Here is a 22,788-nt window from a genome sequence, read left to right as displayed (position 1 = left end):
ATGATGAAAACTCATCACCTCATTCGGGTAGTGGCCTCGCTGGCGATGTTGGCAACGTCAGGCCTGGCTTATGCTGAAGAGTACAAAGCCAGCACGGACGAAAAAGCAATAAAAATTACGAACGTAGCCTCTCTGGAAGCGCGCGTTCAGGCCAGAATGGAGAAAGGGGCATTTGGTTATATTCGCGGTGGAGCCGAAGATGAGAATAATCTTCGCAGCAACACCGAAAGCTTTGACAAAAAATACATTATGCCGCGCGTATTACAGGGCATTGAGTTAAAAGAGATCGATTTATCAACGCAGCTACTGGGTATTCCGCTTAAAACGCCTATAATCCAGGCACCGATGGCAGCGCAGGGCCTGGCCCACGCCTCCGGAGAGTTGGCGACGGCGAAAGGCATGGCGCAGGTCGGTTCGATTTTCTCGTTGAGCACTTATGGCAACAAGACCATCGAAGAGGTGGCTAACGTTTCCGGGAAAAATCCGTTCTTCTTCCAGCTTTATATGAGTAAGAATAATCAGTTTAACGAATTTATTCTTGCACAAGCGGTAAAGCATGGCGCTAAAGCGATTATTCTGACCGTAGATTCGCCTGTCGGTGGTTATCGGGAAGAAGATATTAAAAATAACTTCCAGTTCCCGTTGGGCTTTGCAAACCTGGAAATGTTCGCCAGAAAAAATGACGATGGTTCAAAAACCGGCAAAGGGGCAGGGATAAGTGAAATTTACGCGCAGGCTAAACAAGCCTTTACGCCGGAGGATATTGCCTATGTACATCGTATTTCCGGTCTGCCGGTTATCGTAAAAGGCATTCAGTCGCCGGAGGATGCTGAAATTGCTATCCAGGCCGGAGCCGCAGGAATATGGGTTTCTAACCATGGTGGCCGTCAATTAGACAGCGGGCCGTCCTCATTCGATATGCTTCCTGCGATTGCAAAAGTTGTCAACAAGCGAGTGCCTGTTATTTTTGACAGTGGAGTACGCCGTGGTTCGCACGTATTCAAAGCGTTAGCCAGCGGAGCGGATATTGTGGCGGTTGGCCGGCCTGTATTATACGGTCTTAATCTTGGCGGCGCTCAGGGTGTGGCATCAGTGATTGAACAGCTAAACAAAGAGCTGACAATTAACATGATGTTGGGTGGCGCCAGGAATATTGAACAAGTGAAAACGACACGCTTGTTAACTGAAAAAGAGCTGCCCCAGTAATATAAAGGTCGGGTACTATACCCGACCTTTTCCTGTATGATTTTCCTCAACAATGCTTCCGGTAGAAAATGACGCGCTCTGTTTCCTCAAATCCTAACGCCTGGTGAACTTTCTGGGAAATTGTATTTTCCGGCGAGGTATCAGAGGCCATTTCCCGACACCCTTTATTCGTTCCCCATCGTTGCACCGCTGCAATCAATTGTTTCGCTACGCCGCGTTGACGGAACGAGGGGAGAACAAAAATACCTTCAAGGAAAACTACGGGCGAACTGTCACAGCCATTGACATAATCGTGGCGGATTGAGGCATCCGCAAAGCCAATCGCCCCCCCGTCTGCCATCGCAACAAATGATGCCAAATGATCGGCTTGCAGGATTTCTTCGCCGTCCGCCAGATGGGCGTCATCCGGGTGACCAGGCCAGAGCTGTTTTCGCAATCCGCGCCAGTGCTCCAGATGGGTTTTGTTCATGTGCCTGATGTCCATTAACGCGCTCCTGATGAGGGGTCTGACATGATGAGACGGCATCCCGCCTGCTGATAACGTCGGGCGATAGCAGACGGGAGCGCACTGTCGCTAAGAATGGTAGTAATACAGGACAGCGTCGCCACCGCATGGGGTTCTACAGTATCAAACTTTGAGTGATCGGCCATCAATATGACCTCGCATGAGCGCTGAATAATGCGCGTTTTAACGCCCACTTCAAACATGGTAGCGTTGGTGATGCCCGTTTCAATCGACAGCGCATCGCAGGAGATAAAGGCGCGTTCAACGGCAAAGGCGTTAATCATCTCCAGCGCCAGACTCTCGCCCACCGAAAAGTAACCGGGGCGGATCAGTCCGCCGATAATGTAACTCTCTACGTGTGGGAAGCCACCCAGTTCATTAGCGATTTTGATGTCATTGCAAATGACTTTTACTTTGGCGTCAACCAGACATTTTGCCAGTTCCAGACAGGTGGAGCCGGAGTCGAGAAAAAAGCAGTCTCCATCCTTGATGAACGTGCGGGCGAGGGCGGCGATTTCGCGTTTCGCCTCACTTTGTAACGTTCGCTTAACGTCGAAAACATATTCTTTATCTTCCGTACTGTCGTCGAAGTCAATACAACCATGGCCGCGAACCATTCCGGGATAACGGCTGGCGATATAGTGAAAATCCCGGCGCACGGTTGCCTCTGCATAGCCAAAAAGCTCAATAGCTTGTTGTGTTGAGAGGTGCCTGTGTTGCCAAAGGTAATGCAACATCTGTTTGATACGGTCGGGGCGCTGTTGGCTCATCAGCATATGACTCCTTTATAGCGCGGTGAATTGTGACAACGTCACATCATAGTTCGCCGTCGTGAACAACGCCCGGCCAATCACCAGATGCTGTGCGCCTGCGGCGGCAAGCAGCCGTGCGGCGCGAAGTGTAATACCGCCGTCCGCCCAGCATTCCGCAGCAGGGAAATGCTCTCTGCTCTGACTCACTTTTTCACACATCGCGGCGATAAATTGCTGCCCGCGCCCGTCGGGTTCGCTGGTCATGATCATCAGCGCATCCAGTTGCAATGCCAGATAACGATAGGGCAATAGCGGCGTTGCCGGGTTAAGCGCCAGTCCTGCTTTCGCCCCGATAGCGCGAATATCCGCCAGAATCTCCGAGGGGTTTTGCTCGCTTTCGGCATGAATGAAAATCCAGCCGGGGCGGATAGCTGCAAGCCAGGGTAGCCAGCGTTGCGGTGATGAGACCATCAGGTGAAATGAGAGCGGATGGCGAGTGTGTTGTGCGACTGCCTGAATGGTTTTCATACCGAAGGTAATATTGTTGATGAAACTGGTATCTTCGATATCCAGATGCAGCGAGCCGAGAGGCGCATCGTGTAAAGCGGTCAACGCCTCGGCATAGCGCAGCGGATCGGCGGAGGCCAGTGAAGGGTGCAGGATCATCGGAACCTCCATCAGCGCAATGCGGTTAATTGCGCGAAAAGCGCGGCGTCATTTGGCGCATCTTGCAGCATCGCGACGCTTTCCGGCGAGTCGAGCCACTGGCTGATGCGTTGAATGGTGCGAATATGTGCTTCGGCATCCGTGGCGCTGGCGCAAAGCAACAGCCAGATGGGATCGCAATCCGCATTGCCGAAAGCGACCGGCGTTGCTAACGTAGTGACGCTGATTTGATTATGGTTGGCGCCTTGCTCTGGTCTGGCATGGGGCAGCGCAATCCCCGGCGCGATAAGATAATATGGCCCCCATTTAAGGGTGTTCTCAATAATACCGTCCAGGTAGCAGGGGGCCGCCGCGCCGAAGGTAATCAGCGGACGAACGGCGATATCCAGCGCGTGTCGCCAGTCGCTGGCATGGCGTTGCGCCTGAACCCACTTAACATCATTAATCATCGATCGTTGACTCCTTGCCGGTTCGGGTTACTCTGAAACCGATCCCCGGCGTGTCTTTTGGCGAAGGCGACGGAGATCGGCAGAAGAGTTATCGCTCTCTGCAGGGGATAAGCGTTTTGCTTATCCCCATTTTATTGTCGGATATGGCGTACTTTCTCCATAAACTTCGCCACGCGCGCCTGGTCGACAAAGTTGGCGAAGACGCCGTCTTTTTTAAACGTGGTTGCCGTTACGCATCCGTCGGCAATGCAGAGCTGCTCCTCAACGTTTTCCAGACACACCCCGGTATTCGCCAGCACGACCGTGTCGGGAACGGTCTCTTTTACCCGCTTCAGTATGGCGCTATCCGTGCGGGCACCCGCCGTCAGGCCTGAGACGCACAGGGCATCGGGGTTATTGTTAAATACGGTCGATTTCGCAATTGAACAGACATCGCGGTTTCCCAGATACACCGCCGCTTCCGGAACGATGTTAAACAGCGTTTTCACGTGGCCTGCGCCGATGCGATGCTGATGGCGAATGGTTTCGCCGACATTCGTATCCCAGACGCCAAAATCGCTGGCGTAAGCGCCGGTGAAAATTTCGCGGATAAATTTTGCGTCGGTCGCCATCGCTAAATCAAACGAGGCCACAGGGTCCCACAACACGTTTACCCCAAACGGTACGCGGATTTCACTCATTAACTGACCGATGATTCTTGCCATCGCGGTGGTCGTTTCCGGTCTGACTTTCGTTAAATAAGGCAGACTAAATTCGTTGGAGAACATCACTGCATCCACGCCGCCATTTTGTAGCGCCATTAAATCGTCATGGGCGCGGTCAATTACCCAGTTCATGCCTTTCCTGGTATCGAACCCGGGATCGCCCGGCAACGCCCGTAAATGGCACATGGCGATAACGGCTTTTTCTGTTCCTATTACCTCTTTTAGCCAACTCATTCTGGGTTGCTCCTTATTCCGGTAGTTCACGTTTACGTAAGACAAGTATGATGCTGGCGACAATGCCGACCACAATAACCACGCCAATCATGCCCAGCGACATCAATTCAGATATTGACCAGCCAAACATATTTCCCACCGACAGCGCGGTAATTTGCGCGTTTTCAGCGGCGAAGCTAAAGCCGCCTTTGAGCGCCATATCGGTAAAGTACGGTGCGAACTGGGTGGCGATCAGCAGAACGGTAATCATGACAATGATGCCGCTGAGCAGAGTACGAATCAGATCGCCGCGATGAATAACCGTGGCCATGCAGATAAAAAACGGCGCAACCGGTAAATCAGCCAGCGGCAGGACTTTATTGCCCGGCAGTATGCTCGCCAGAATTAACATGATGGGAATTAACAGCAGTCCAACCGCGATGGTGGTCGGGTGGCCTAACGTCACTGCGGTATCCAGACCGATAAAGACTTCGCGCCCTTTAAAGTGTTTCTGGAAGAACTTACGCGCGCCGTCGGAAATGGGCATTAATCCCTCAACGATAAGGCGAATCATGCGCGGAAACAGCACCATAATCGCCGCCACGGTAATCATTAAGGTTGCGCACCCTTTAAAGCCTTCGCCTGCGGCAAGCCCGAAGATCAGCCCGAGAACAACGCCAATAATCACCGGGTCGCCGACCATCCCATACCGTTTTTGGATCTCCTGAGCGTCAATATTGCGTCCTTTCATAAACGGTATTTTTTCGTATATCGCATCCAGCAATACGAACAACGGCACGGAGCTGGAGCCATACCCTTGCGGAATAGAAATCCCTTCCAGACCCACAATGTTCTGTACGCGTTTCGCCGTCCAGTCGGCCATTTTCAACGACAAGGCGGCGTGACAAATCGCGCCCAGTACGCCATAAATCAGACTGCCGGTCATCAACTGGACGACCGTTCCGGTAATGGCGTAGTGCCAGTAGTTATAAATATCAACGTTCATGGTTTTGGTCAGACGAGTCACCAGCATACCGACGTTGAGCAGAAAGATAACGGGAATGATCATCGCGCCGATGGCCGTCGCATAGCCGACGCCGGATGCGGGCCCGGCGCCGACGTCAAACACATGCAGCGTCAGGCCAAAACGCTCAATCATCACTTTGATCGGCGGACTGAGACTGTCGATCGCCATGACGATCACCAACCCCATGCCGACAAAACCGATGCCGACCGTCACCCCGGCTTTCACCGCCTGCAGCCAGGGAATACGAAAGATTAAGCCGATGATAATCATAATGATGGGCACAAAGACGGTGCCGCCGAGAGACAGGATGTAATCAAACATAATGCCCCCTTTATTGTGTTAACAGCGCCTTGATTTCTTGTTTTAATGCGTCGTCGTTGATGCCTGTCAGCAGGGCGGCGCCGTTGAGCGTCGGGATGCCATAGTCACTGTGCGTACGCATGGACGTTACGATGAGATCCATACCGTTACAGTTCAACGGGATCTCATTCAGACAACATTGCGCCGTGGTTGCCGCAATGCCTTGCTCCGCAAGAAAGTCCTGCAGTTTTTGTGCAATCATGGTTGATGTCGACATGCCGGTACCACATGCCACAAGGATCTTTTTCATCATGGTCGTGCCTCTTGTGTAGCGCCTGTTTCAGGCTCAATGGGAAACTGTTCTGGCGACATATTGGCCAGCGCAGTCAGTAAACGGATACAATCAGTCAGGTCGCGCAGGCTGGCGACTTCGGCTGGCGAGTGGGTATAGCGGCAGGGAATAGAAAGACTGGCACAGGGAATACCGTCCAGTTCAACCTGAATATAGCCGGTTTCGGTGATGACGCCTGGCGCGACTTCTCGCTGTACGGGAATATTATTTTCGTGCGCGGTGGTCTCCAGCATCCGCAGCAAACGCGGCGGCGTAATCAGTCCCGCCAACGTACCGCGTCCGTGATAGTTCAGACAGGTGATGCCGACGCCGTGGTTGACCCGCACATCAGAGTAATCCTGCAGGTCAGGCGTGTCGCAGGATGGGGTGATATCAATACCAATCGCCAGGTCGGGGCGCACGCGTCGTAAAACGGGAATAATGCCGCGAATATTGAACTCTTCCTGCACCGACGCGACCAGGAATACCGCGATATCGAGCGGTGTGGAGGCGAGGGCCTCGGCGACGCCCAGTAGCGCCGTACACCCCAGCCTGTCATCCAGCGCCTTACTGCATACCAGGTCGTTGCCCAGACAGTGCGGCGGGTTGTAAAGGGTTACTGGCGTCCCCACCTGAATACCCATTCGTTCGGCATCCGCTTTATCTTTTGCGCCGATATCAATCCAGAGTTTATCGAGAGCGGGAGGCTGGGTGCGCTCGTCACCCTTCGCGAAGTGATATGCTTTAATACCGATACAGCCCATGATATCGCCTGAACGTCCGGCAAGCGTCACAATCGAACCGGGCATAGTAATTTGCGCCGGGCCGCCCACGCGTTCAAAACGTAAAAAACCGGAGGGTTCGATCTTGCGTACCATAAAACCCACTTCATCCATATGCGCAAAAATCATCAGGCGAAGCGCGTCGGATTTATCGCTGCCATAACGGGCGACGACATTGCCCAGGCGATCCCGCCAGACGTCTTTGGCCTGCTGTTCAAACGCGTGCTGCATAACGTTTGCAATACTGCTTTCATGTCCTGAAATCCCGTTTAGCCGCAGTAAAGAAAAAAGCGTTTCCTGCACAGAAAAGGTCATTGGCGTCTCCGTGGTGATAAAACAATCAGTCGTTGAGCGTTTTATAGGCGGAGAATGGTTGGATAAGTGTGAAATGTGTCACGCGGAAATACGCTAAATAGGGCCAATAAAAAATAATGTGATGGCGATACAATAAAAACGCTCATATCACCTGCGGGTTATCGGTAAACCAGGCTATTTATGTGATCACGACCAACAACGAAGAAGGGCAACGCGATGGTGGAAATTATTCCTGTTAGCACGACGCTGGAACTGCAAGCGGCAGATGAAAGTCATGTTCCGGCGCTGCACCAACTGGTACTCAAAAACAAAGCGTGGCTACAACAGTCGCTCGACTGGCCGCAATATGTCACGTCGCAGGAGGAAACGCGTAAGCATGTGCAGGGTAATATACTGTTGCACCAGCGTGGTTACGCCAAAATGTACCTGATTTTCTGCCAGAATGAGATGGCGGGCGTACTCTCATTTAATGCCATCGAACCGGTAAACAAAGCCGCCTATATCGGTTACTGGCTGGATGAGTCCCTCCAGGGACAAGGGATAATGTCGCAATCATTACAGGCGCTGATGACACATTATGCCCGGCGCGGCGATATTCGGCGCTTCGTCATTAAATGCCGCGTTGATAATCAGGCCAGTAATGCGGTCGCACGGCGCAACCATTTTACGCTGGAAGGCTGTATGAAACAGGCAGAGTATCTTAACGGCGGCTATCACGACGTTAATATGTATGCCCGCATTATTGATACGGATTAAAGGGAACCGACTAAGGGGGTACGCGTAATACGATCCTCGCCATTGATCACTTTTGGGCCGCGCAGGTGAATAGTATTGCCGTCAAACGCTATCACCGCCGCCCGTCCGCTAATCTCGACCTGGTGCTCAATCAGAATTTCGCCCTGTATACAGGCATGGCCTTCAATCAGCACGCGGTCGTCCAGTAAAATCGGGCCTCCGCGTACCTCTGCATGTCCGCCTACCAGCACATGATGTTTTAACACACAGTTGCCTTCGATTAACGCATGTTCCGCTACCTGCGAGCTGTAGCGAAGGGTAGGGATAGCATCTTCCTCTGTGCCTGCGATAACCCGCGCATGGCCATAGACTTTGGCGCAGTCACAGATCCAGACATTATTGTCTTTGTTGCCTTCGATGAGCGCGAAATCAAAGACCTCCGCCCGGTGCTCAATAAAAGCGTGTGTGATAGTGGCGTCGCCATAAAGCTGTACCTGATGGACAATCCGCGAATGGCTCAGGGTGGCGCGATCGTAAATTTGTAAAATCTGCGCATGTTCATGCGTTAGTCCCTGAACGGCGAGAATTTCTGACTGGTTTAACACGCGGGCATCGCCATAAATCGCACACTCTCCGCGCACGGAAGAGGACTGAATGGTGACGTTGTCACTTACTCGTGCGCCATCGCTGATATCAGCGCGATCAATCCAGACGTTATCGCCTATTCGCACGTTATTGTAGAGCGTGCACGGCTGCGTGATACGCGCATTACCCGTAATTTCCGTGCCCGCAAAGGCCATCGCGTTTTCATCATAAATCCAGCAATCCCCCTGTTGTGACAGCACATTATCGGCATCAACCCAGCCGCCGGAGGTTCCGGCTTTAACATCGTTAAAATCCGTTACGGCAATAACTTGTCGTAATAAGACGCTTTTCTTCTCACCGTCTACCTGATAAGTAAAAGCACGAGGTTCTTCACTCAGTCGATATTTGGTCATAGGGAAATTCCGTGTGAACGATTAAGATAACCGTAGCAAAGGTACTGGCGAAACAACCAGAAATTCCATAAAATGCATTTCAAATATACTTTATAAATTAAACAAAATGCGTAATCACAAGCAGAGCGATCGCGTGCTCAATCTGCCTGCGGGCTATTTTGGCATCGTCCTTGGCACTATCGGTATGGGATTCGCCTGGCGTTATGCCAGCCAGATATGGGCAATAAGCCACTGGCCCGGCGACATCATGGTGATCCTGGCGATGATTATTTGGGCACTCTTGACCCTGGCGTTCCTTAGCCGTCTGGTGCGCTTTCCCCATAGCGTGATGGCTGAAGTGCGACATCCGGTAATGAGCAGTTTTGTCAGCCTGTTTCCCGCCACCACGATGCTGGTCGCGATCGGCTTCGTTCCCTGGTATCGCCCGTTGGCCGTTGCGCTATTCAGCGTGGGTGTCGTCATACAACTGGCGTATGCCGCCTGGCAGACGGCGGGACTTTGGCGCGGAGCGCATCCGGAAGAAGCGACAACCCCGGGGCTTTATCTGCCCACGGTAGCGAATAATTTTATCAGCGCCATGGCCTGTGGAGCGCTCGGCTACAATGATGCCGGACTGGTGTTTTTAGGCGCAGGCGTTTTTTCGTGGTTAAGTCTGGAACCGGTTATTTTGCAGCGACTGCGTAGCTGCGGCGAATTACCGGCGGTGCTGCGTACGTCGTTGGGTATCCAACTGGCACCCGCGCTGGTCGCCTGTAGCGCCTGGCTGAGCGTCAATGGCGGGGAGGGCGACACGCTGGCGAAAATGCTATTCGGCTACGGTCTGTTACAGCTTTTATTTATGCTGCGATTAATGCCCTGGTATTTATCACAACCGTTTAATGCTTCCTTCTGGAGTTTTTCGTTCGGCGTTTCCGCGCTGGCGACCACGGGGTTACATCTTGGTCACGGTAGTGAATCAGGGCTTTTCCATATTCTGGCCGTCCCGCTGTTTATTTTCACTAACGCTATTATCGCCTTATTGCTGGTTCGTACATTTCTATTGCTGGTGCAGGGGACGTTGCTTATTCGCACTGAGCGCGCTGCACTGTTGAAAACGGAGGAAAAAAATGACCGTTCGTGACGAAAATTATTTTACTGAGAAATACGGATTAACCCGCACGCATTCGGATGTGCTGGCGGCGGCAAAGGTTGTCGCGCCGGGCCGAACGCTAGATTTGGGATGTGGCAATGGCCGCAATAGTCTGTATCTGGCCGCGAACGGTTATGACGTTACCGCGTGGGATAAAAATCCGGCCAGTATGGCTAACCTTGAGCGTATTAAAGCGGCAGAGGGGCTGGATAATCTGCAAACCGACCTAGTCGATCTGAATACATTGACCTTTGACGGCGAGTACGATTTTATTCTCTCGACGGTGGTTATGATGTTTCTTGAGGCGCAAACCATTCCCGGTTTAATTGCCAATATGCAACGCTGCACAAAACCCGGCGGGTATAATTTGATTGTTGCGGCAATGGATACGCCGGATTTTCCCTGTACGGTGGGATTCCCGTTTGCTTTTAAAGAAGGCGAATTACGCCGCTATTACGAAGGATGGGACATGCTGAAATACAACGAAGATGTCGGCGAGCTTCACCGCACGGACGAAAACGGCAACCGTATCAAACTGCGCTTTGCTACGATGCTGGCGAGAAAAACGGCCTGACCGATGCAAGTTCTGTAAGTCTCGCTGCGTTCGGCATTTTTTTGTCGGGCGCTGCGTTCAAATTGTGCTGTCGTTACCATTTTTAGTGCATCCAGAATGATTTCGTTTTGCTATTATTTCCTTTGCATCATTGCGAAGACTAAAGGGATCGTTTCATGCGTACTCATACTTTATTTAAAGTTGCAGTGCTTACTGGCTTGCTGGCGTTATCCGGCTGTGCGTCTAAAGTCACACAGCCGGATAAGTATTCTGGATTCTTAAAAAATTATTCGGACCTGCAGGAAACTACCTCCGCCACGGGGAAACCGGTGTTGCGCTGGGTAGATCCACATTTCAATGACTCTAACTATGACAGTATTGTTTACAATCCGATAACATACTATCCCGTCCCCAAACCAACGACCCAGGTCGGGCAGCAAGTTCTTGATAAACTGCTGGCTTATACGAACACTAAAGTAAAATCAGCAATTGAACAGCGCAAACCGCTGGTCACGACGCCAGGGCCGCGCAGTTTGATTTTCCGCGGGGCGATTACGGGCGTGGATACCAGCAAAGAAGGGCTGCAATTCTATGAGGTGATCCCTGTAGCGCTGATTGTGGCGGGCACGCAAATGGCGACAGGCCACCGGACCATGGATACCCACCTCTATTTTGAGGGTGAGCTGATAGATGCCGCGACCAACAAGCCGGTCGTCAAGGTAGTACGTCAGGGTGAAGGTAAAGACCTGAGCAATTCCAGTACGCCAATGGCGTTTGAGACGTTGAAACAGGTCGTGGATGATATGGCGACGGATACCTCTATGTTTGACGTTAACAAAAAATAATTCTGCGGCGCCATCGCAAGATGGCGCAAACCCCGGCAGATTAGCGGTCGCCATCAGCCAGACAACGATGGGCGGCGCGTTCTCGTTAATACTGCGTAGCCTATCCCGCCAGCGATCAACCCCCAGAATGCCGATCCGATGCCCATCAGCGTTAGCCCGCTGGCGGTGACGAGAAATGCGATAACTGCCGCGTCACGCTCGCTTTCGTGAGTAAGCGCCTGATACAGGCTACCGCTAATCGTACTTAACAGTGCCAGACCAGCCAGCATTTGCACCCAGCTAACCGGCAGGGCGACCATCAGCGCGGTTATCGAACCGCCAAACCACCCGGCAAGTAAATAAAAAACGCCTGCGGCGGCGGCCGCTAACCAGCGACGCGTTGGATCGGGGTGCGCGTCCGGGCTTTGACAAATGGCGGCTGTAATGGCGGCAATGCAGATAGAATAAACGCCAAATGGCGAAAGCAGCAGCGCCAGCAATCCGGTAAAAATCATTAACGGAGAGACAGGAAGCTGATAGCCAGACGCCTTCATTGTGGCGACGCCGGGGGCGTTTTGCGATGCCATCGTCACCAGGAAGAGCGGTACCGCGACGCTCAGGCTTTGAGCGAATGAAAAGTGGGGGGGAACGAAGGTGGGCCACACCGGCGCGAAATGAATACCGCTCATCGCCACCTTACCCTGGATGAGCGCCACCGTTATTCCCATCACCATGGCAGCAATAACGGCATAGCGGGGCGCGAATACTTTAAAGAGTAGCCACGCCAATAGCATACCGCCGCACATGACAAATTCTCCATTGAGCGTCCCGAACGCCTGCAGGCCGAAGCGTAGCAGTATTCCCGCCAGCATTGCGGCGGCAAGAGAATGGGGGATTATCCGCATCAAACGCGCAAACAATCCCGTGACGCCGCACAGCACAATCAGGGCATTGGCGACAATGAATATGCCCACGGCATCTGGCAACGATAATCCCTGAAGCCCTGTCACCAAAAGGGCGGCGCCAGGCGTTGACCAGGCGGTTAAAACCGGCGCACGATACCACAAGGTTAACGTTAGTGTGCTTATGCCCATGGCTATACCGAGGGCGGTCATCCAGCCGGCGATCTCTGCGGGTGTTGCGCCAGCGGCAAGCGCCGCCTGCCAGATAATGGCGGCGGAACTCGCATAGCCGACCAGAACGGCGACCAGACCAGATAATACAGTAGGTAACGGGAGTGATAACAGACGCATGATCGCCTCTTGTGCGTTATAACGGTCAGTCAATGTAGCATTGTGCGTTATAGCGTACAAGTGATACGCTATGGTCTTACAGGGGGGGAAAATGGATAACCTGACACACTATCTGGCGACCACGTTAAGAACGTTACGCCATCAGCGAGGCTGGAGTTTATCGCGTCTGGCAGAGATCTCCGGCGTCTCAAAAGCCATGTTGGGGCAGATAGAGCGTAATGAATCCAGCCCGACAGTCGCAACGCTGTGGAAAATTGCGACGGGCCTGAACGTTCCATTCTCAATGTTTATTTCGCCGCCGCAGGCCGAATTTCCGCCAACCTTCGATCCCCAGCAGCAAGCGATGGTAATTACACCGCTGTTTCCGTGGGACCCTGAACTCTGTTTTGACTATTTTTCCCTATTGCTGGCGCCTGGCGCGGTCAGCGAATCAGCGCCGCATAAAGCCGGCGTTATCGAACATGTGGTGGTGATTCAGGGTCGGCTGGACATGTGTACTGGTGGGGTATGGCAAACCATAGACGCCGGTAAAGGTTTGCGTTTTGCCGGCGATACGGCGCATACCTATCGCAACAGCAGTGACCAGACGGTTCATTTTCACTCGCTGATCCATTACCCGCGTGATTAAGCGGGAAAACTATTTCGTTAGTTTGCGCTTCTGACTACAATAGCCGCCATTTCGCTGCTATTGGATAAGAAAGACTGTATGCGCCAGCAACCTCACTATCTCGAATTGTTAAGTCCGGCCCGTGACGCCGCAATTGCTCGCGAAGCGATTTTGCATGGCGCAGATGCCGTCTACATCGGCGGACCCGGTTTTGGCGCACGTCATAACGCCAGTAACAGTCTGCGCGATATCGCCGATCTGGTCCCGTTTGCTCACCGTTACGGCGCCAGGATTTTTGTCACGCTGAATACTATTCTGCATGATGATGAGCTGGAGCCCGCGCAGCGGTTAATCACCGATTTGTACAACACCGGGGTGGATGCGCTGATTGTGCAGGATATGGGCATTCTGGAACTGGATATCCCGCCGATTGAGCTTCACGCCAGTACACAGTGTGATATTCGCAGCGTGGAAAAAGCGAAGTTTCTTGCCGATGTCGGTTTTTCACAGATTGTACTGGCGCGCGAGCTTAATTTGAGTCAGATAGCGGCTATTCATCAGGCTACTGACGCCACGATTGAGTTCTTCATTCATGGCGCGCTGTGTGTCGCTTATTCTGGACAGTGTTATATCTCTCATGCGCAAACCGGGCGCAGCGCCAATCGGGGCGACTGTTCGCAGGCCTGTCGTTTACCGTATACGTTAAAAGACGATCAGGGGCGGGTGGTCTCTTACGAAAAACATTTGCTATCGATGAAAGATAACGACCAAACGGCTAACCTCGGCGCGTTGATCGATGCAGGCGTACGTTCCTTCAAGATTGAAGGGCGCTACAAAGACATGAGCTATGTCAAAAACATCACCGCGCATTATCGTCAGATGCTGGACGCGATTATCGAGCAACGTGGCGATCTGGCGCGTGCGTCGGTTGGTCGGACCGAGCATTTTTTTGTTCCCTCCACGGAGAAAACCTTCCATCGCGGCAGCACCGACTATTTTGTTAACGCGCGTAAAGGTGATATTGGCGCATTTGATTCACCAAAATTTATTGGCTTGCCGGTAGGCGAGGTGCTGAATGTGGCGAAGGATTATCTCGACGTAGAAGCTACGGAGCCGTTGGCGAATGGCGATGGCCTGAACGTGTTGATTAAGCGTGAAGTGGTAGGTTTTCGCGCCAATACGGTGGAGAAAACCGGTCATAACCGCTACCGCGTTTGGCCAAATGATATGCCTGCCGACCTGCATAAAGTCCGTCCGCATCATCCGTTGAATCGTAATCTGGATCATAACTGGCAGCAAGCGCTGACAAAAACCTCCAGTGAGCGCCGTGTGGCGGTTGATATCATGCTGGGCGGCTGGCAGGAACAGCTTATTCTGACGCTGACCAGTGAAGACGGTGTCTGCATCACGCATACGCTTGACGGGGTATTTGAGGAAGCCAATAACTCTGAAAAAGCGTTGAATAACCTAACAGCCGGACTGGCGAAGCTGGGACAGACGCCTTACTACGCACGTGATATGCAGGTGACATTACCGGCGGCGTTGTTCGTGCCAAATAGCCTGCTCAATCAGTTCCGTCGGGAGGCGATTGATATGCTTGACGCGGCGCGGCTGGCCCATTATCAACGAGGTCGTCGGAAACCCGTGGCGCAGCCTGCGCCGGTCTATCCGCAAACGCATCTCAGCTTTCTCGCTAATGTCTACAACCACAAAGCGCGGGAATTTTATCACCGTTACGGCGTACAATTGATTGATGCGGCCTATGAGGCGCATCAGGAGAAGGGAGAGGTACCGGTCATGATCACCAAACACTGCCTGCGTTTTGCGTTCAACCTTTGTCCTAAGCAGGCGAAAGGAAATATTAAGAGCTGGAAAGCCACGCCGATGCAGTTGGTGCATGGCGATGAGGTACTGACGCTAAAATTCGACTGCCGCCCTTGCGAAATGCATGTCATTGGCAAAATTAAAAACCACATCTTAAAAATGCCCCAGCCCGGCAGCGTTGTCGCTTCAGTGAGCCCTGAAGCGCTGATGAAAACGCTGCCGAAGCGTAGGGGCGTTTAATTAACGAAAATAGCTCTCTGGTTTGCGCGATTTCTGCCAGTTGTGGTGCTCGCGCAAGCCTTCCGCGGATTCTTCCGCTGCCGCCCGTAATTCATCACTGTCGGCTTCGTGTCTAAGCTGGTGCCCTCCCGTCGCAAACCATACGAATGCGTGGTCTTGCTGTTTCGCCAGTAACTGGCCTGAAAACAGCGCACAGGTCAGTAAAACTACTGATAACGTTTTTGTAAGCATCATTCCACCTTCCAGTTACGTCGTGAGGCTATGATGCCAATAATTTCTTTGAGTTATTATTCAACACTTCAAATTAGCGAAAACGGTTTGTCAATAAGTGCGATAAGTTGTATGAGAAAATATACTTATACTCAGTATCTCAATTATAAAAATAACGAGCCAATTCGCTCCATAGTAAATCCATTATTCCATGGAAGTATATATTTAAAGTTATTGTACTAGATGGTTTTGGTATTGCCAGGGGATTGTAAACCATACTATTTATGGTGTGGTCAACGCTGGTGATGAGCCTCATTTTTTGTTGTTTCAACGAGTGAAGATAAATCTTCAGAAAAAAGGCTGTTATGAACTTGTAACGCTACATATTCAACAAGGTCGTTTAAACATAGCAGGTCATGAGAGGAATTTTCCTCAAGCATATTCATTAATATCTCATTCTTAAACAAACATGAATAAACTAGTTGAGTAACTGAGCTTTGTGTATGATTTGCATGAAATGTTGCATTCTTTAAGTTAGTATTCTCAATAACCTTTGCGGCTATTTTGTTTTTAATAGCATCGTCAATAGGTGGTACACCTGCCTGGGCGATGCCCAGATTAATCCTGGAGGAGATGGCGGCTTTTCTTTCCTGTTCCTTCCAGTCACATAAATTACCCTTTTCTGCCATGTCGATAAGCGTCTCTTTTATATTTTTTAGGTCAACGGAAAATGTTATACCGCCGGATAGCGAGAGTAGTAACCGCTCAGGGAACAAGCAACATAGTGGTTCACAAACATAAGTGCTAGCTTTTATATTAATATCAGAATATCTTTTCAGGTGGGCAGACTGAGTATCAACACAGAGCACTGTTCTATTCATTATCTCATAATAGTAGTGATCCTGACGTATCACAATGCATAACGGAATATCTTCGTCATCTTTAATGCAGAGATTTGTATATTGATACTCAGCATCTTTATAGTGCTGAAAATGGAAATTTCCTCTGCATGATGGTGATGATAATTCATATAACTTGCAAAATAAATCAAATAAACGTTGCGCGTCAGGCGGAGAGGCAACATCACATAATTCCTTTATATATTGATCGGCAGCGGATCTTCGCGTGCTACAGAAAAAATCTTTAATCTTTTCCCATAGTAACGTAAAGAAGGAGCGTTGAGAGATGGCACTTTGAGAAAACATCTCACTCTTTAAAAACCCTCTCCCGATAGTAATTGGCATAATTTAGACCACAAGTGATTATATAATACTTCATTACTGGAATAGGTGGTATTCAAAATATTATCCCATGTTGCCCATCGGTTTGCCTATCGGTGAAACACCTGATTTTTGCTTTGTCCTGAACGTTCAAATCGACCCGTAGCTTTAGTCATGCCCACGCCTCCTGGATATGAAGTATGTCAGGTAAAACGAATGAAACTAAAACGGTTTTCTTAATTTTCACATCATCATGTACCATAAGTAATGATTAATTACACACTATATTATTTTTAGATAAAGTAAATTGTTGCTCAACCGTGTAGAAATTTTCTTATAAGAAGTTAAACTGAAAGTATTATTAGGCTAACAACAATGAGATATTTAGCGGTAGGGCAGAAGGCCAATACTGATAGCACTTATGATATAAATGCCTTACTCTTTAGTTTCTGTCTTAATTATATTTGTTGTAACGATTAGCTGACGGATTTATTTCCAGTTGGGCGATAAAATTATAAAAACCTGCGAGGAGGCTCAAAATGAAGAAATCAGATGGTGAAATTCACGAAAAGACAGCATCCTGGGGCATTTTGCAGTCAGAATGGCTAAGAAAATGTGGACGGCTATTATTGCTGTTACTTTACCGTTTCGTTATCGGATGGGCTTTTTTTCAGTTACTCGCCATGATCGTGGCAGGGATATTTTTGTTAGGCGTCTTATTATTTCATCCCATAATATTTGTACAGACTATCGCAATCACTGAGAAGTTAAATCATGCTTCGCTTGATTTATGGCATATCCTTAAGTTATGCCTATGGCATTACGGTATCATCGCAGGGTTTATTTTTATGGCGGAGTGTACGTTAAGTAAAAGTATACGGCAGGTTCAGCGCTTGTCCAAAAAGTTTGGGGCACAGGATTTTTCTTCACGCCCCTGATCCGCCGCTGCAACCTGCGTTCTTACTGAATAATGACTATGACCAGCAGACCTAATTATCTCGGTTCGAAGGGGATTCTATGTGTTTGAACAACTGCGGTGAATCGTAATTTCAGATGCATTATCGCCGACAATTGACGCGTTCCTCACTAATTGCCTTCCTGACTATATAGTGGTCTTATCTTTGGCGAAACAATCTTATTTAGTTATGGAAGGCGACAACAACTGTACTACTGCTTATCAAATAACCTTTCTGGTCAGGTAGACTCGCCTTCGTCAAAACACATCGTTATCTGTGCTTCTGGGGACTCACTCCCTTGCCGCCTTTAAGCGACTCGAATTATTTTGGGTATAGAACAGGCGGCGTCATGGTCATATAAGCAAAATATAACCTCTCCGTTTGTAATAAGGCACAGATTACAGGGGGGAATGATGTTTATTTTAACCATCTGTTTAAGCGCTGTCCGCTAATCTGTACCTGCTCAAATACATAATCACCCCTGTGACTCTCGCGAGGTGTAACATATGGTAAAATGCGTATCTTCTTTGCTCCTGTTCAGCCTGTTTTCCATTCAGGCAATGTCAGCTGAAAACCATATTGATCTCCACCAGCCAAAAGACTTTGTCGATATTACTACGGTCGCCCCCGACGTACAGGTAGACATGCGATACTTCACTTCCCATAACTTTATTGGTCGCCCAATTAAAGGCTATAACGCGCCTGTTTGCCTGTTAACACGACCAGCCGCGAACGCAGTGAAGCAGGTCGCCGATCGTTTACGTCCCTTCGGACTTACCTTGAAAATATATGATTGCTACCGTCCACAAAGCGCAGTGGACGACTTTATCGCGTGGGCCAAAGATCCTTCTCAAAACCAAATGAAAAACGAATTTTATCCGCAAGTAGAGAAAAAGCGTCTGTTTGAGGAAGGTTATCTTGCCGCCAGATCCGGCCACAGTCGGGGAAGTACGCTTGATCTAACAATTGTTCCACTCGACAGTAAAATACCGATATACCATCCCGGACGACCACTGGTGAATTGTACTGCGTCCGCGGCGCAACGCTCGCCAGATAATAGTTTGGATTTTGGTACCGGCTTTGACTGTTTTAGTCCGTTATCCCATCCCGATAATGTCATGCTTACCGCTCAGCAACTCGCAAATAGGTTGTTATTACAAACATTGATGCGTGATGCGGGCTTTACGCCACTGGATACTGAATGGTGGCACTTCTCCCTTACTCATGAACCATACCCGAACACCTGGTTTGACTTTCCCGTTAAGCAGAGACCCTGAAACGGCGTTTTGTTGCGAAATCTAATCATTACGCCTGTTGGAAAGCACCATAACAGTTAGCAAATCGTTGTTAATTTTAACAACTGATATACACTGCGGTTGCCACCTGCAAGCAGCGCTCAATGAGAACGAATAATGAAAAAATATCAACGTCTGGCGGAGCAAATTAGAGAACAAATCGCCTCTGGCGTTTGGCAGCCCGGCGATCGATTACCCTCGCTGAGGGAGCAGGTCGCCAGTAGCGGCATGAGTTTTATGACTGTCGGTCATGCGTACCAGTTGCTGGAAAGTCAGGGACGGATTATCGCCCGTCCGCAATCCGGTTATTATGTCGCGCCGCATCCGGTTTGTCGGTCAGTCGCGACGGCAGCGCACGTTATTCGGGATGAAGCCGTAGATATCAATACCTATATTTTTGAGATGCTGCAGGCCAGCCGTGATACCTCAGTGGTGCCTTTTGCTTCAGCGTTTCCCGATCCGCGTCTGTTTCCCTTGCCGCAATTGAACCGATCTCTGGCGCAGGTCAGTAAAACCGCGACGGCAATGAGCGTCATCGAAAATTTGCCGCCAGGTAATGCAGAATTGCGCTATGCAATAGCACGCCGTTACGCGCAGCAGGGGATTACCGTTTCTCCTGACGAGATCGTCATTACCGCTGGCGCGCTGGAAGCGTTGAATCTTAGTTTACAAGCAGTGACGGCGCCGGGAGACTGGGTGGTGGTGGAGAACCCCTGTTTCTACGGTGCGCTACAGGCCCTGGAGCGATTGCGCCTGAAAGCGTTGTCGATACCCACCGATGTTAAAGAAGGTATCGATCTTATGGCGCTGGAACAGGCGTTACAGGAATATCCGGTGAAAGCGTGCTGGTTAATGACCAACAGCCAGAATCCGTTAGGGTTCACGCTGAGTGCTGAGAAAAAAGCGCGGCTGGTTGCGTTACTCACGCACCATAACGTGATGCTAATTGAAGACGATGTTTATAGCGAACTCTACTTTGGCCGCGAGAAACCTCTGCCCGCCAAAGCATGGGATCGCGACGATACCGTGTTGCATTGTTCGTCTTTTTCCAAATGTCTGGTTCCCGGTTTTCGCATTGGCTGGGTTGCGGGAGGAAGCCATGCCAGACAAATTCAGCGTTTGCAGTTAATGAGCACATTATCCACCAGTTCCCCCATGCAATTGGCGTTAGTGGATTATCTCTCGACACGTCGATATGACGCGCATCTGCGTCGATTGCGAAGGCAGCTTGCCGAACGTAAACAGCAAGCCTGGCAAACCCTTTTGCGCCATCTCCCGGCGGAAGTAAAAATTCACCATAACGATAGCGGTTATTTTCTTTGGCTGGAGCTACCTGAGCAGCTTGATGCCGGTGAACTTAGCGCCAAAGCGCTTGAACACCTTATCAGTATCGCGCCGGGGAAAATGTTTTCAACGTCCGGCGCCTGGACGCGTTTCTTTCGTTTTAACACCGCATGGCATTGGGGAGAACGGGAAGAACAGGCCGTAAAACAGCTTGGCAGCCTGATTCGCGAGATGCTGAGCGCTAAAAGCCTTGTGTGAGGTGGAATGCGTGTCAGCTCACAACCTGACTAAATTTCCCGAGTGTGCCGGGTGAGCATCTGGCGCGCCGTCTATTTTTAGGAAAGCGGCGGCCCGTTCGCCGGAAATCGATTAATGACGATATGGGAAAATGCTATGCAATATCAATTACTGATTAATGGCGTGCTGGTGGACGGCGAGGGAGAAAGGCAGTCTGTTTATAACCCGGCGACAGGCGAGGTCATACTTGAGATTGCGGAAGCGTCGCCCGCGCAGGTTGACGCCGCAGTGCTGGCCGCCGATAGCGCGTTTGCCGAATGGGGGCAGACCACACCCAAAGCACGGGCGGAATGTCTGTTAAAACTGGCGGACAGCATCGAGCAAAACGCCCTTGAGTTCGCCCGGCTTGAATCGCAAAACTGCGGTAAGCCTTTGCACTGCGTAATTAATGATGAAATTCCGGCAATCGTGGATGTCTTTCGCTTTTTTGCCGGCGCGGCCCGTTGTTTGAGTGGGCTGGCGGCGGGCGAATATCTGGAAGGGCATACGTCGATGATCCGCCGGGATCCGATTGGCGTGGTTGCCTCTATCGCGCCGTGGAATTATCCGCTCATGATGGCGGCCTGGAAGCTGGCGCCAGCGCTGGCGGCAGGTAACTGCGTGGTGATTAAGCCTTCTGAAATCACGCCGCTGACGGCGCTTAAACTTGCCGCGCTGGCGAAGGATATCTTTCCGCCGGGGGTGCTCAATGTCCTGTTCGGACGAGGGCAAACTGTTGGCGATGTATTGACCGGCCATGAAAAAGTACGCATGGTCTCTTTAACCGGTTCTATCGCGACCGGGGAGCATATTCTGCGCCATACTGCGCCAGCGATAAAACGTACGCATATGGAACTCGGTGGTAAAGCCCCGGTAATTGTTTTTGATGACGCCGATCTGGATGCGGTGGCGCAGGGCGTCCGGACTTTTGGTTTCTATAATGCCGGACAGGATTGTACTGCGGCGTGCCGTATATACGCGCAGCGCGGTATCTATGATGCGCTGGTCGAAAAGCTAGGGAACGCGGTGAGCAGCCTGAAAATAGGCGCGCCGGAGGATGAGTCGACAGAGCTGGGGCCGTTAAGTTCGCTGGCGCACCTGAAGCGCGTCACAGCGGCTGTAGAGGAGGCGAAGGCCCTCAGCCATATCCGTGTGATTACTGGCGGAAGTCAAACGGAAGGTAAAGGTTACTATTTCGCTCCGACGTTGCTGGCAGACGCAAAACAGGAAGATGCCATCGTGCAACGCGAGGTCTTCGGCCCGGTGGTCAGTATAACCGTCTTTGATGATGAAGATCAGGTTCTGAGGTGGGCCAACGATTCTCGCTATGGTCTGGCATCCTCCGTCTGGACTCAGGACGTCGGGCGGGCGCACCGGCTTAGCGCCAGATTGCAGTATGGCTGTACCTGGATTAATACCCATTTCATGTTGGTTAGCGAGATGCCGCATGGAGGGCAAAAACAGTCGGGATACGGCAAAGATATGTCATTGTATGGTCTGGAAGACTACACTCTTGTCCGCCACATCATGGTTAAGCATTAAGGATCATTTACTGTTCAGAAAAATCATGAAAAAATAGGCGGGTGTTGGCGGAAAGGGGGACCTCCCCGCCAACATGCGCAGCAAGTACTCAAAGGTTGAACACCTCAAGCAAACCAGCCGAATCTCAACGAGATCAGACCCAAAAGTCCTGCAGCAGCAAAGACATTAATCAGCACGACGGTTTTACTGGAAACATTCATTTTCGCCACCTTTCATCATAACCCCTATGGGTATAGTACGGGTTGGCGAGATCCGCAATAATACGTAAACAGGATATTCTGTGAGCGGAGCCGTGCATTGAGAACGTTTTGCTGTTAAGGCTGATAAACCTTGATGTGTGTCGAATAAAAAGAGCATATTGCGCGCGTTTTTTCCTCTGGTTGGCGCGGATGCCTGATATGACCCTCTTTCAAAAGATATTAATTTTTTACGCCGTCATGGCGGTGATATCATCCCTGATCACCTGGTTTTTGACTCATGACAAAAAACGAATTCGTTTCCTGAGCGCCTTTTTGGTTGGCGCGACATGGCCGATAAGTTTCCCCGTCGCATTGCTGTTTTCGCTTTTCTGACCTCAAGCCCGATACAGGTT

The 22,788-nt window shown here is 50.7% G+C and carries 25 protein-coding genes and 1 pseudogene; 13 read left to right on the top strand and 13 right to left on the bottom strand.

What is annotated here, in order from left to right:
* Positions 1–3: 3 nt before the first annotated feature.
* Positions 4–1,206, top strand: coding sequence for a lactate oxidase (locus J4614_RS03150; RefSeq protein WP_079972414.1), 1,203 nt, complete (start codon positions 4–6; stop codon positions 1,204–1,206).
* A 46-nt stretch (positions 1,207–1,252) separates the two neighbouring features.
* Here J4614_RS03150 and aac(6') read toward each other — a convergent pair whose 3' ends face one another.
* The 8 genes from aac(6') to J4614_RS03110 form a co-directional block, all read right to left on the bottom strand.
* On the bottom strand, positions 1,253–1,690 hold the full coding sequence (aac(6'), locus tag J4614_RS03145; RefSeq protein WP_208293060.1) for a cryptic aminoglycoside N-acetyltransferase AAC(6')-Iy/Iaa: 438 nt from the start codon (positions 1,688–1,690) through the stop codon (positions 1,253–1,255).
* Complete coding sequence (locus J4614_RS03140) at positions 1,690–2,481, bottom strand: DeoR/GlpR family DNA-binding transcription regulator (protein ID WP_079972446.1); 792 nt, start codon at positions 2,479–2,481, stop codon at positions 1,690–1,692. Before J4614_RS03140 ends, aac(6') begins: the two co-directional genes overlap by 1 nt.
* Before the next feature lie 15 nt (positions 2,482–2,496).
* Positions 2,497–3,129, bottom strand: coding sequence for a ribulose-phosphate 3 epimerase family protein (locus tag J4614_RS03135; protein ID WP_183054727.1), 633 nt, complete (start codon positions 3,127–3,129; stop codon positions 2,497–2,499).
* A gap of 11 nt (positions 3,130–3,140) precedes the next feature.
* Positions 3,141–3,578 (bottom strand): SgcA family PTS sugar transporter subunit IIA, encoded by a 438-nt coding sequence (gene sgcA / locus J4614_RS03130; protein ID WP_000606454.1) that lies wholly within the window; start codon positions 3,576–3,578, stop codon positions 3,141–3,143.
* Between the two features lie 131 nt (positions 3,579–3,709).
* Positions 3,710–4,516, bottom strand: a complete 807-nt coding sequence (sgcQ, locus tag J4614_RS03125; protein WP_000118619.1) for a BtpA family protein SgcQ — start codon at positions 4,514–4,516, stop codon at positions 3,710–3,712.
* Between the two features lie 13 nt (positions 4,517–4,529).
* Positions 4,530–5,843: a PTS sugar transporter subunit IIC SgcC gene (sgcC, locus tag J4614_RS03120; protein WP_000460835.1), complete on the bottom strand. Its 1,314-nt coding sequence runs from the start codon at positions 5,841–5,843 to the stop codon at positions 4,530–4,532.
* Positions 5,844–5,853: 10 nt separating this feature from the next.
* Positions 5,854–6,135 (bottom strand): PTS sugar transporter subunit IIB SgcB, encoded by a 282-nt coding sequence (gene sgcB, locus J4614_RS03115; RefSeq protein ID WP_000976132.1) that lies wholly within the window; start codon positions 6,133–6,135, stop codon positions 5,854–5,856.
* Positions 6,132–7,250, bottom strand: coding sequence for a M42 family metallopeptidase (locus J4614_RS03110; RefSeq protein WP_000144624.1), 1,119 nt, complete (start codon positions 7,248–7,250; stop codon positions 6,132–6,134). Before J4614_RS03110 ends, sgcB begins: the two co-directional genes overlap by 4 nt.
* Before the next feature lie 216 nt (positions 7,251–7,466).
* On the opposite strand from J4614_RS03110, the gene rimL reads away from it, so the two are divergent.
* The gene (gene rimL, locus J4614_RS03105) at positions 7,467–8,006 is read left to right on the top strand and encodes a 50S ribosomal protein L7/L12-serine acetyltransferase (RefSeq protein WP_001634082.1); all 540 of its coding nucleotides are present in this window, start codon (positions 7,467–7,469) and stop codon (positions 8,004–8,006) included.
* Here rimL and ydcK read toward each other — a convergent pair.
* Complete coding sequence (gene ydcK, locus J4614_RS03100) at positions 8,003–8,983, bottom strand: YdcK family protein (protein ID WP_065348468.1); 981 nt, start codon at positions 8,981–8,983, stop codon at positions 8,003–8,005. The genes rimL and ydcK overlap by 4 nt on opposite strands.
* A 106-nt stretch (positions 8,984–9,089) precedes the next feature.
* Between ydcK and tehA the strand changes: the two genes are divergently transcribed.
* The 3 genes from tehA to J4614_RS03085 all read left to right on the top strand — a co-directional run bounded on the left by tehA (position 9,090) and on the right by J4614_RS03085 (position 11,510).
* Complete coding sequence (gene tehA / locus J4614_RS03095; RefSeq protein ID WP_001243996.1) at positions 9,090–10,103, top strand: dicarboxylate transporter/tellurite-resistance protein TehA; 1,014 nt, start codon at positions 9,090–9,092, stop codon at positions 10,101–10,103.
* On the top strand, positions 10,090–10,686 hold the full coding sequence (tehB, locus tag J4614_RS03090; RefSeq protein WP_000218280.1) for a tellurite resistance methyltransferase TehB: 597 nt from the start codon (positions 10,090–10,092) through the stop codon (positions 10,684–10,686). Before tehA ends, tehB begins: the two co-directional genes overlap by 14 nt.
* 155 nt (positions 10,687–10,841) lie before the next feature.
* Entirely contained in the window at positions 10,842–11,510 is a 669-nt protein-coding gene (locus tag J4614_RS03085) for a DUF3313 domain-containing protein (RefSeq protein ID WP_001259025.1), read from the top strand.
* Positions 11,511–11,563: 53 nt separating this feature from the next.
* On the opposite strand, the gene J4614_RS03080 is transcribed toward J4614_RS03085, so the two are convergent.
* On the bottom strand, positions 11,564–12,742 hold the full coding sequence (locus J4614_RS03080; RefSeq protein ID WP_001238501.1) for a benzoate/H(+) symporter BenE family transporter: 1,179 nt from the start codon (positions 12,740–12,742) through the stop codon (positions 11,564–11,566).
* A gap of 91 nt (positions 12,743–12,833) precedes the next feature.
* Between J4614_RS03080 and J4614_RS03075 the strand changes: the two genes are divergently transcribed.
* Together J4614_RS03075 and J4614_RS03070 are read left to right on the top strand one after the other, a co-directional pair.
* Positions 12,834–13,370: an XRE family transcriptional regulator gene (locus tag J4614_RS03075; RefSeq protein ID WP_000369544.1), complete on the top strand. Its 537-nt coding sequence runs from the start codon at positions 12,834–12,836 to the stop codon at positions 13,368–13,370.
* A gap of 78 nt (positions 13,371–13,448) precedes the next feature.
* Positions 13,449–15,413, top strand: a complete 1,965-nt coding sequence (locus tag J4614_RS03070; RefSeq protein WP_001249761.1) for a U32 family peptidase — start codon at positions 13,449–13,451, stop codon at positions 15,411–15,413.
* Here the strand turns inward: J4614_RS03070 and J4614_RS03065 are convergent, their stop codons facing one another.
* Entirely contained in the window at positions 15,414–15,644 is a 231-nt protein-coding gene (locus tag J4614_RS03065) for a DUF2554 family protein (RefSeq protein ID WP_000956438.1), read from the bottom strand.
* A gap of 272 nt (positions 15,645–15,916) precedes the next feature.
* Positions 15,917–16,867: an SPI-2 type III secretion system effector SifB gene (sifB, locus tag J4614_RS03060; protein ID WP_001122937.1), complete on the bottom strand. Its 951-nt coding sequence runs from the start codon at positions 16,865–16,867 to the stop codon at positions 15,917–15,919.
* Positions 16,868–17,382: 515 nt separating this feature from the next.
* On the opposite strand from sifB, the gene J4614_RS03055 reads away from it, so the two are divergent.
* The 5 genes and pseudogenes from J4614_RS03055 to patD all read left to right on the top strand — a co-directional run bounded on the left by J4614_RS03055 (position 17,383) and on the right by patD (position 22,196).
* A complete protein-coding gene (locus J4614_RS03055; protein ID WP_000747901.1) occupies positions 17,383–17,781 on the top strand; it encodes a hypothetical protein in 399 nt (132 codons plus the stop codon).
* 32 nt (positions 17,782–17,813) lie between these two features.
* Positions 17,814–18,045 (top strand): annotated as a pseudogene (locus tag J4614_RS03050) (hypothetical protein).
* Positions 18,046–18,305: 260 nt separating this feature from the next.
* A complete protein-coding gene (locus tag J4614_RS03045) occupies positions 18,306–19,076 on the top strand; it encodes a M15 family metallopeptidase (protein ID WP_208293059.1) in 771 nt (256 codons plus the stop codon).
* A 135-nt stretch (positions 19,077–19,211) separates the two neighbouring features.
* Positions 19,212–20,636: a GntR family transcriptional regulator YdcR gene (gene ycdR / locus J4614_RS03040; protein ID WP_000760688.1), complete on the top strand. Its 1,425-nt coding sequence runs from the start codon at positions 19,212–19,214 to the stop codon at positions 20,634–20,636.
* Positions 20,637–20,750: 114 nt separating this feature from the next.
* A complete protein-coding gene (gene patD / locus J4614_RS03035; protein ID WP_000158091.1) occupies positions 20,751–22,196 on the top strand; it encodes an aminobutyraldehyde dehydrogenase in 1,446 nt (481 codons plus the stop codon).
* A 104-nt stretch (positions 22,197–22,300) separates the two neighbouring features.
* Here patD and yncL read toward each other — a convergent pair whose 3' ends face one another.
* Positions 22,301–22,396: a stress response membrane protein YncL gene (gene yncL / locus J4614_RS03030; protein ID WP_001103198.1), complete on the bottom strand. Its 96-nt coding sequence runs from the start codon at positions 22,394–22,396 to the stop codon at positions 22,301–22,303.
* Between the two features lie 198 nt (positions 22,397–22,594).
* Here yncL and J4614_RS03025 point away from each other — a divergent pair, with 198 nt between their 5' ends.
* Positions 22,595–22,768, top strand: a complete 174-nt coding sequence (locus J4614_RS03025; protein WP_000171943.1) for a GhoT/OrtT family toxin — start codon at positions 22,595–22,597, stop codon at positions 22,766–22,768.
* The last annotated feature ends 20 nt before the right edge of the window (positions 22,769–22,788 follow it).

The sequence above is a fragment of the Salmonella sp. 32031103-2018-00083-FB-01-SM-01 genome (assembly GCF_017571995.1).
Taxonomy (GTDB): Bacteria; Pseudomonadota; Gammaproteobacteria; order Enterobacterales; family Enterobacteriaceae; genus Salmonella; species Salmonella enterica.
The sequence above is the reverse complement of the archived record's forward strand: the minus strand, read 5'-3'. Positions and strand labels throughout refer to the sequence as shown.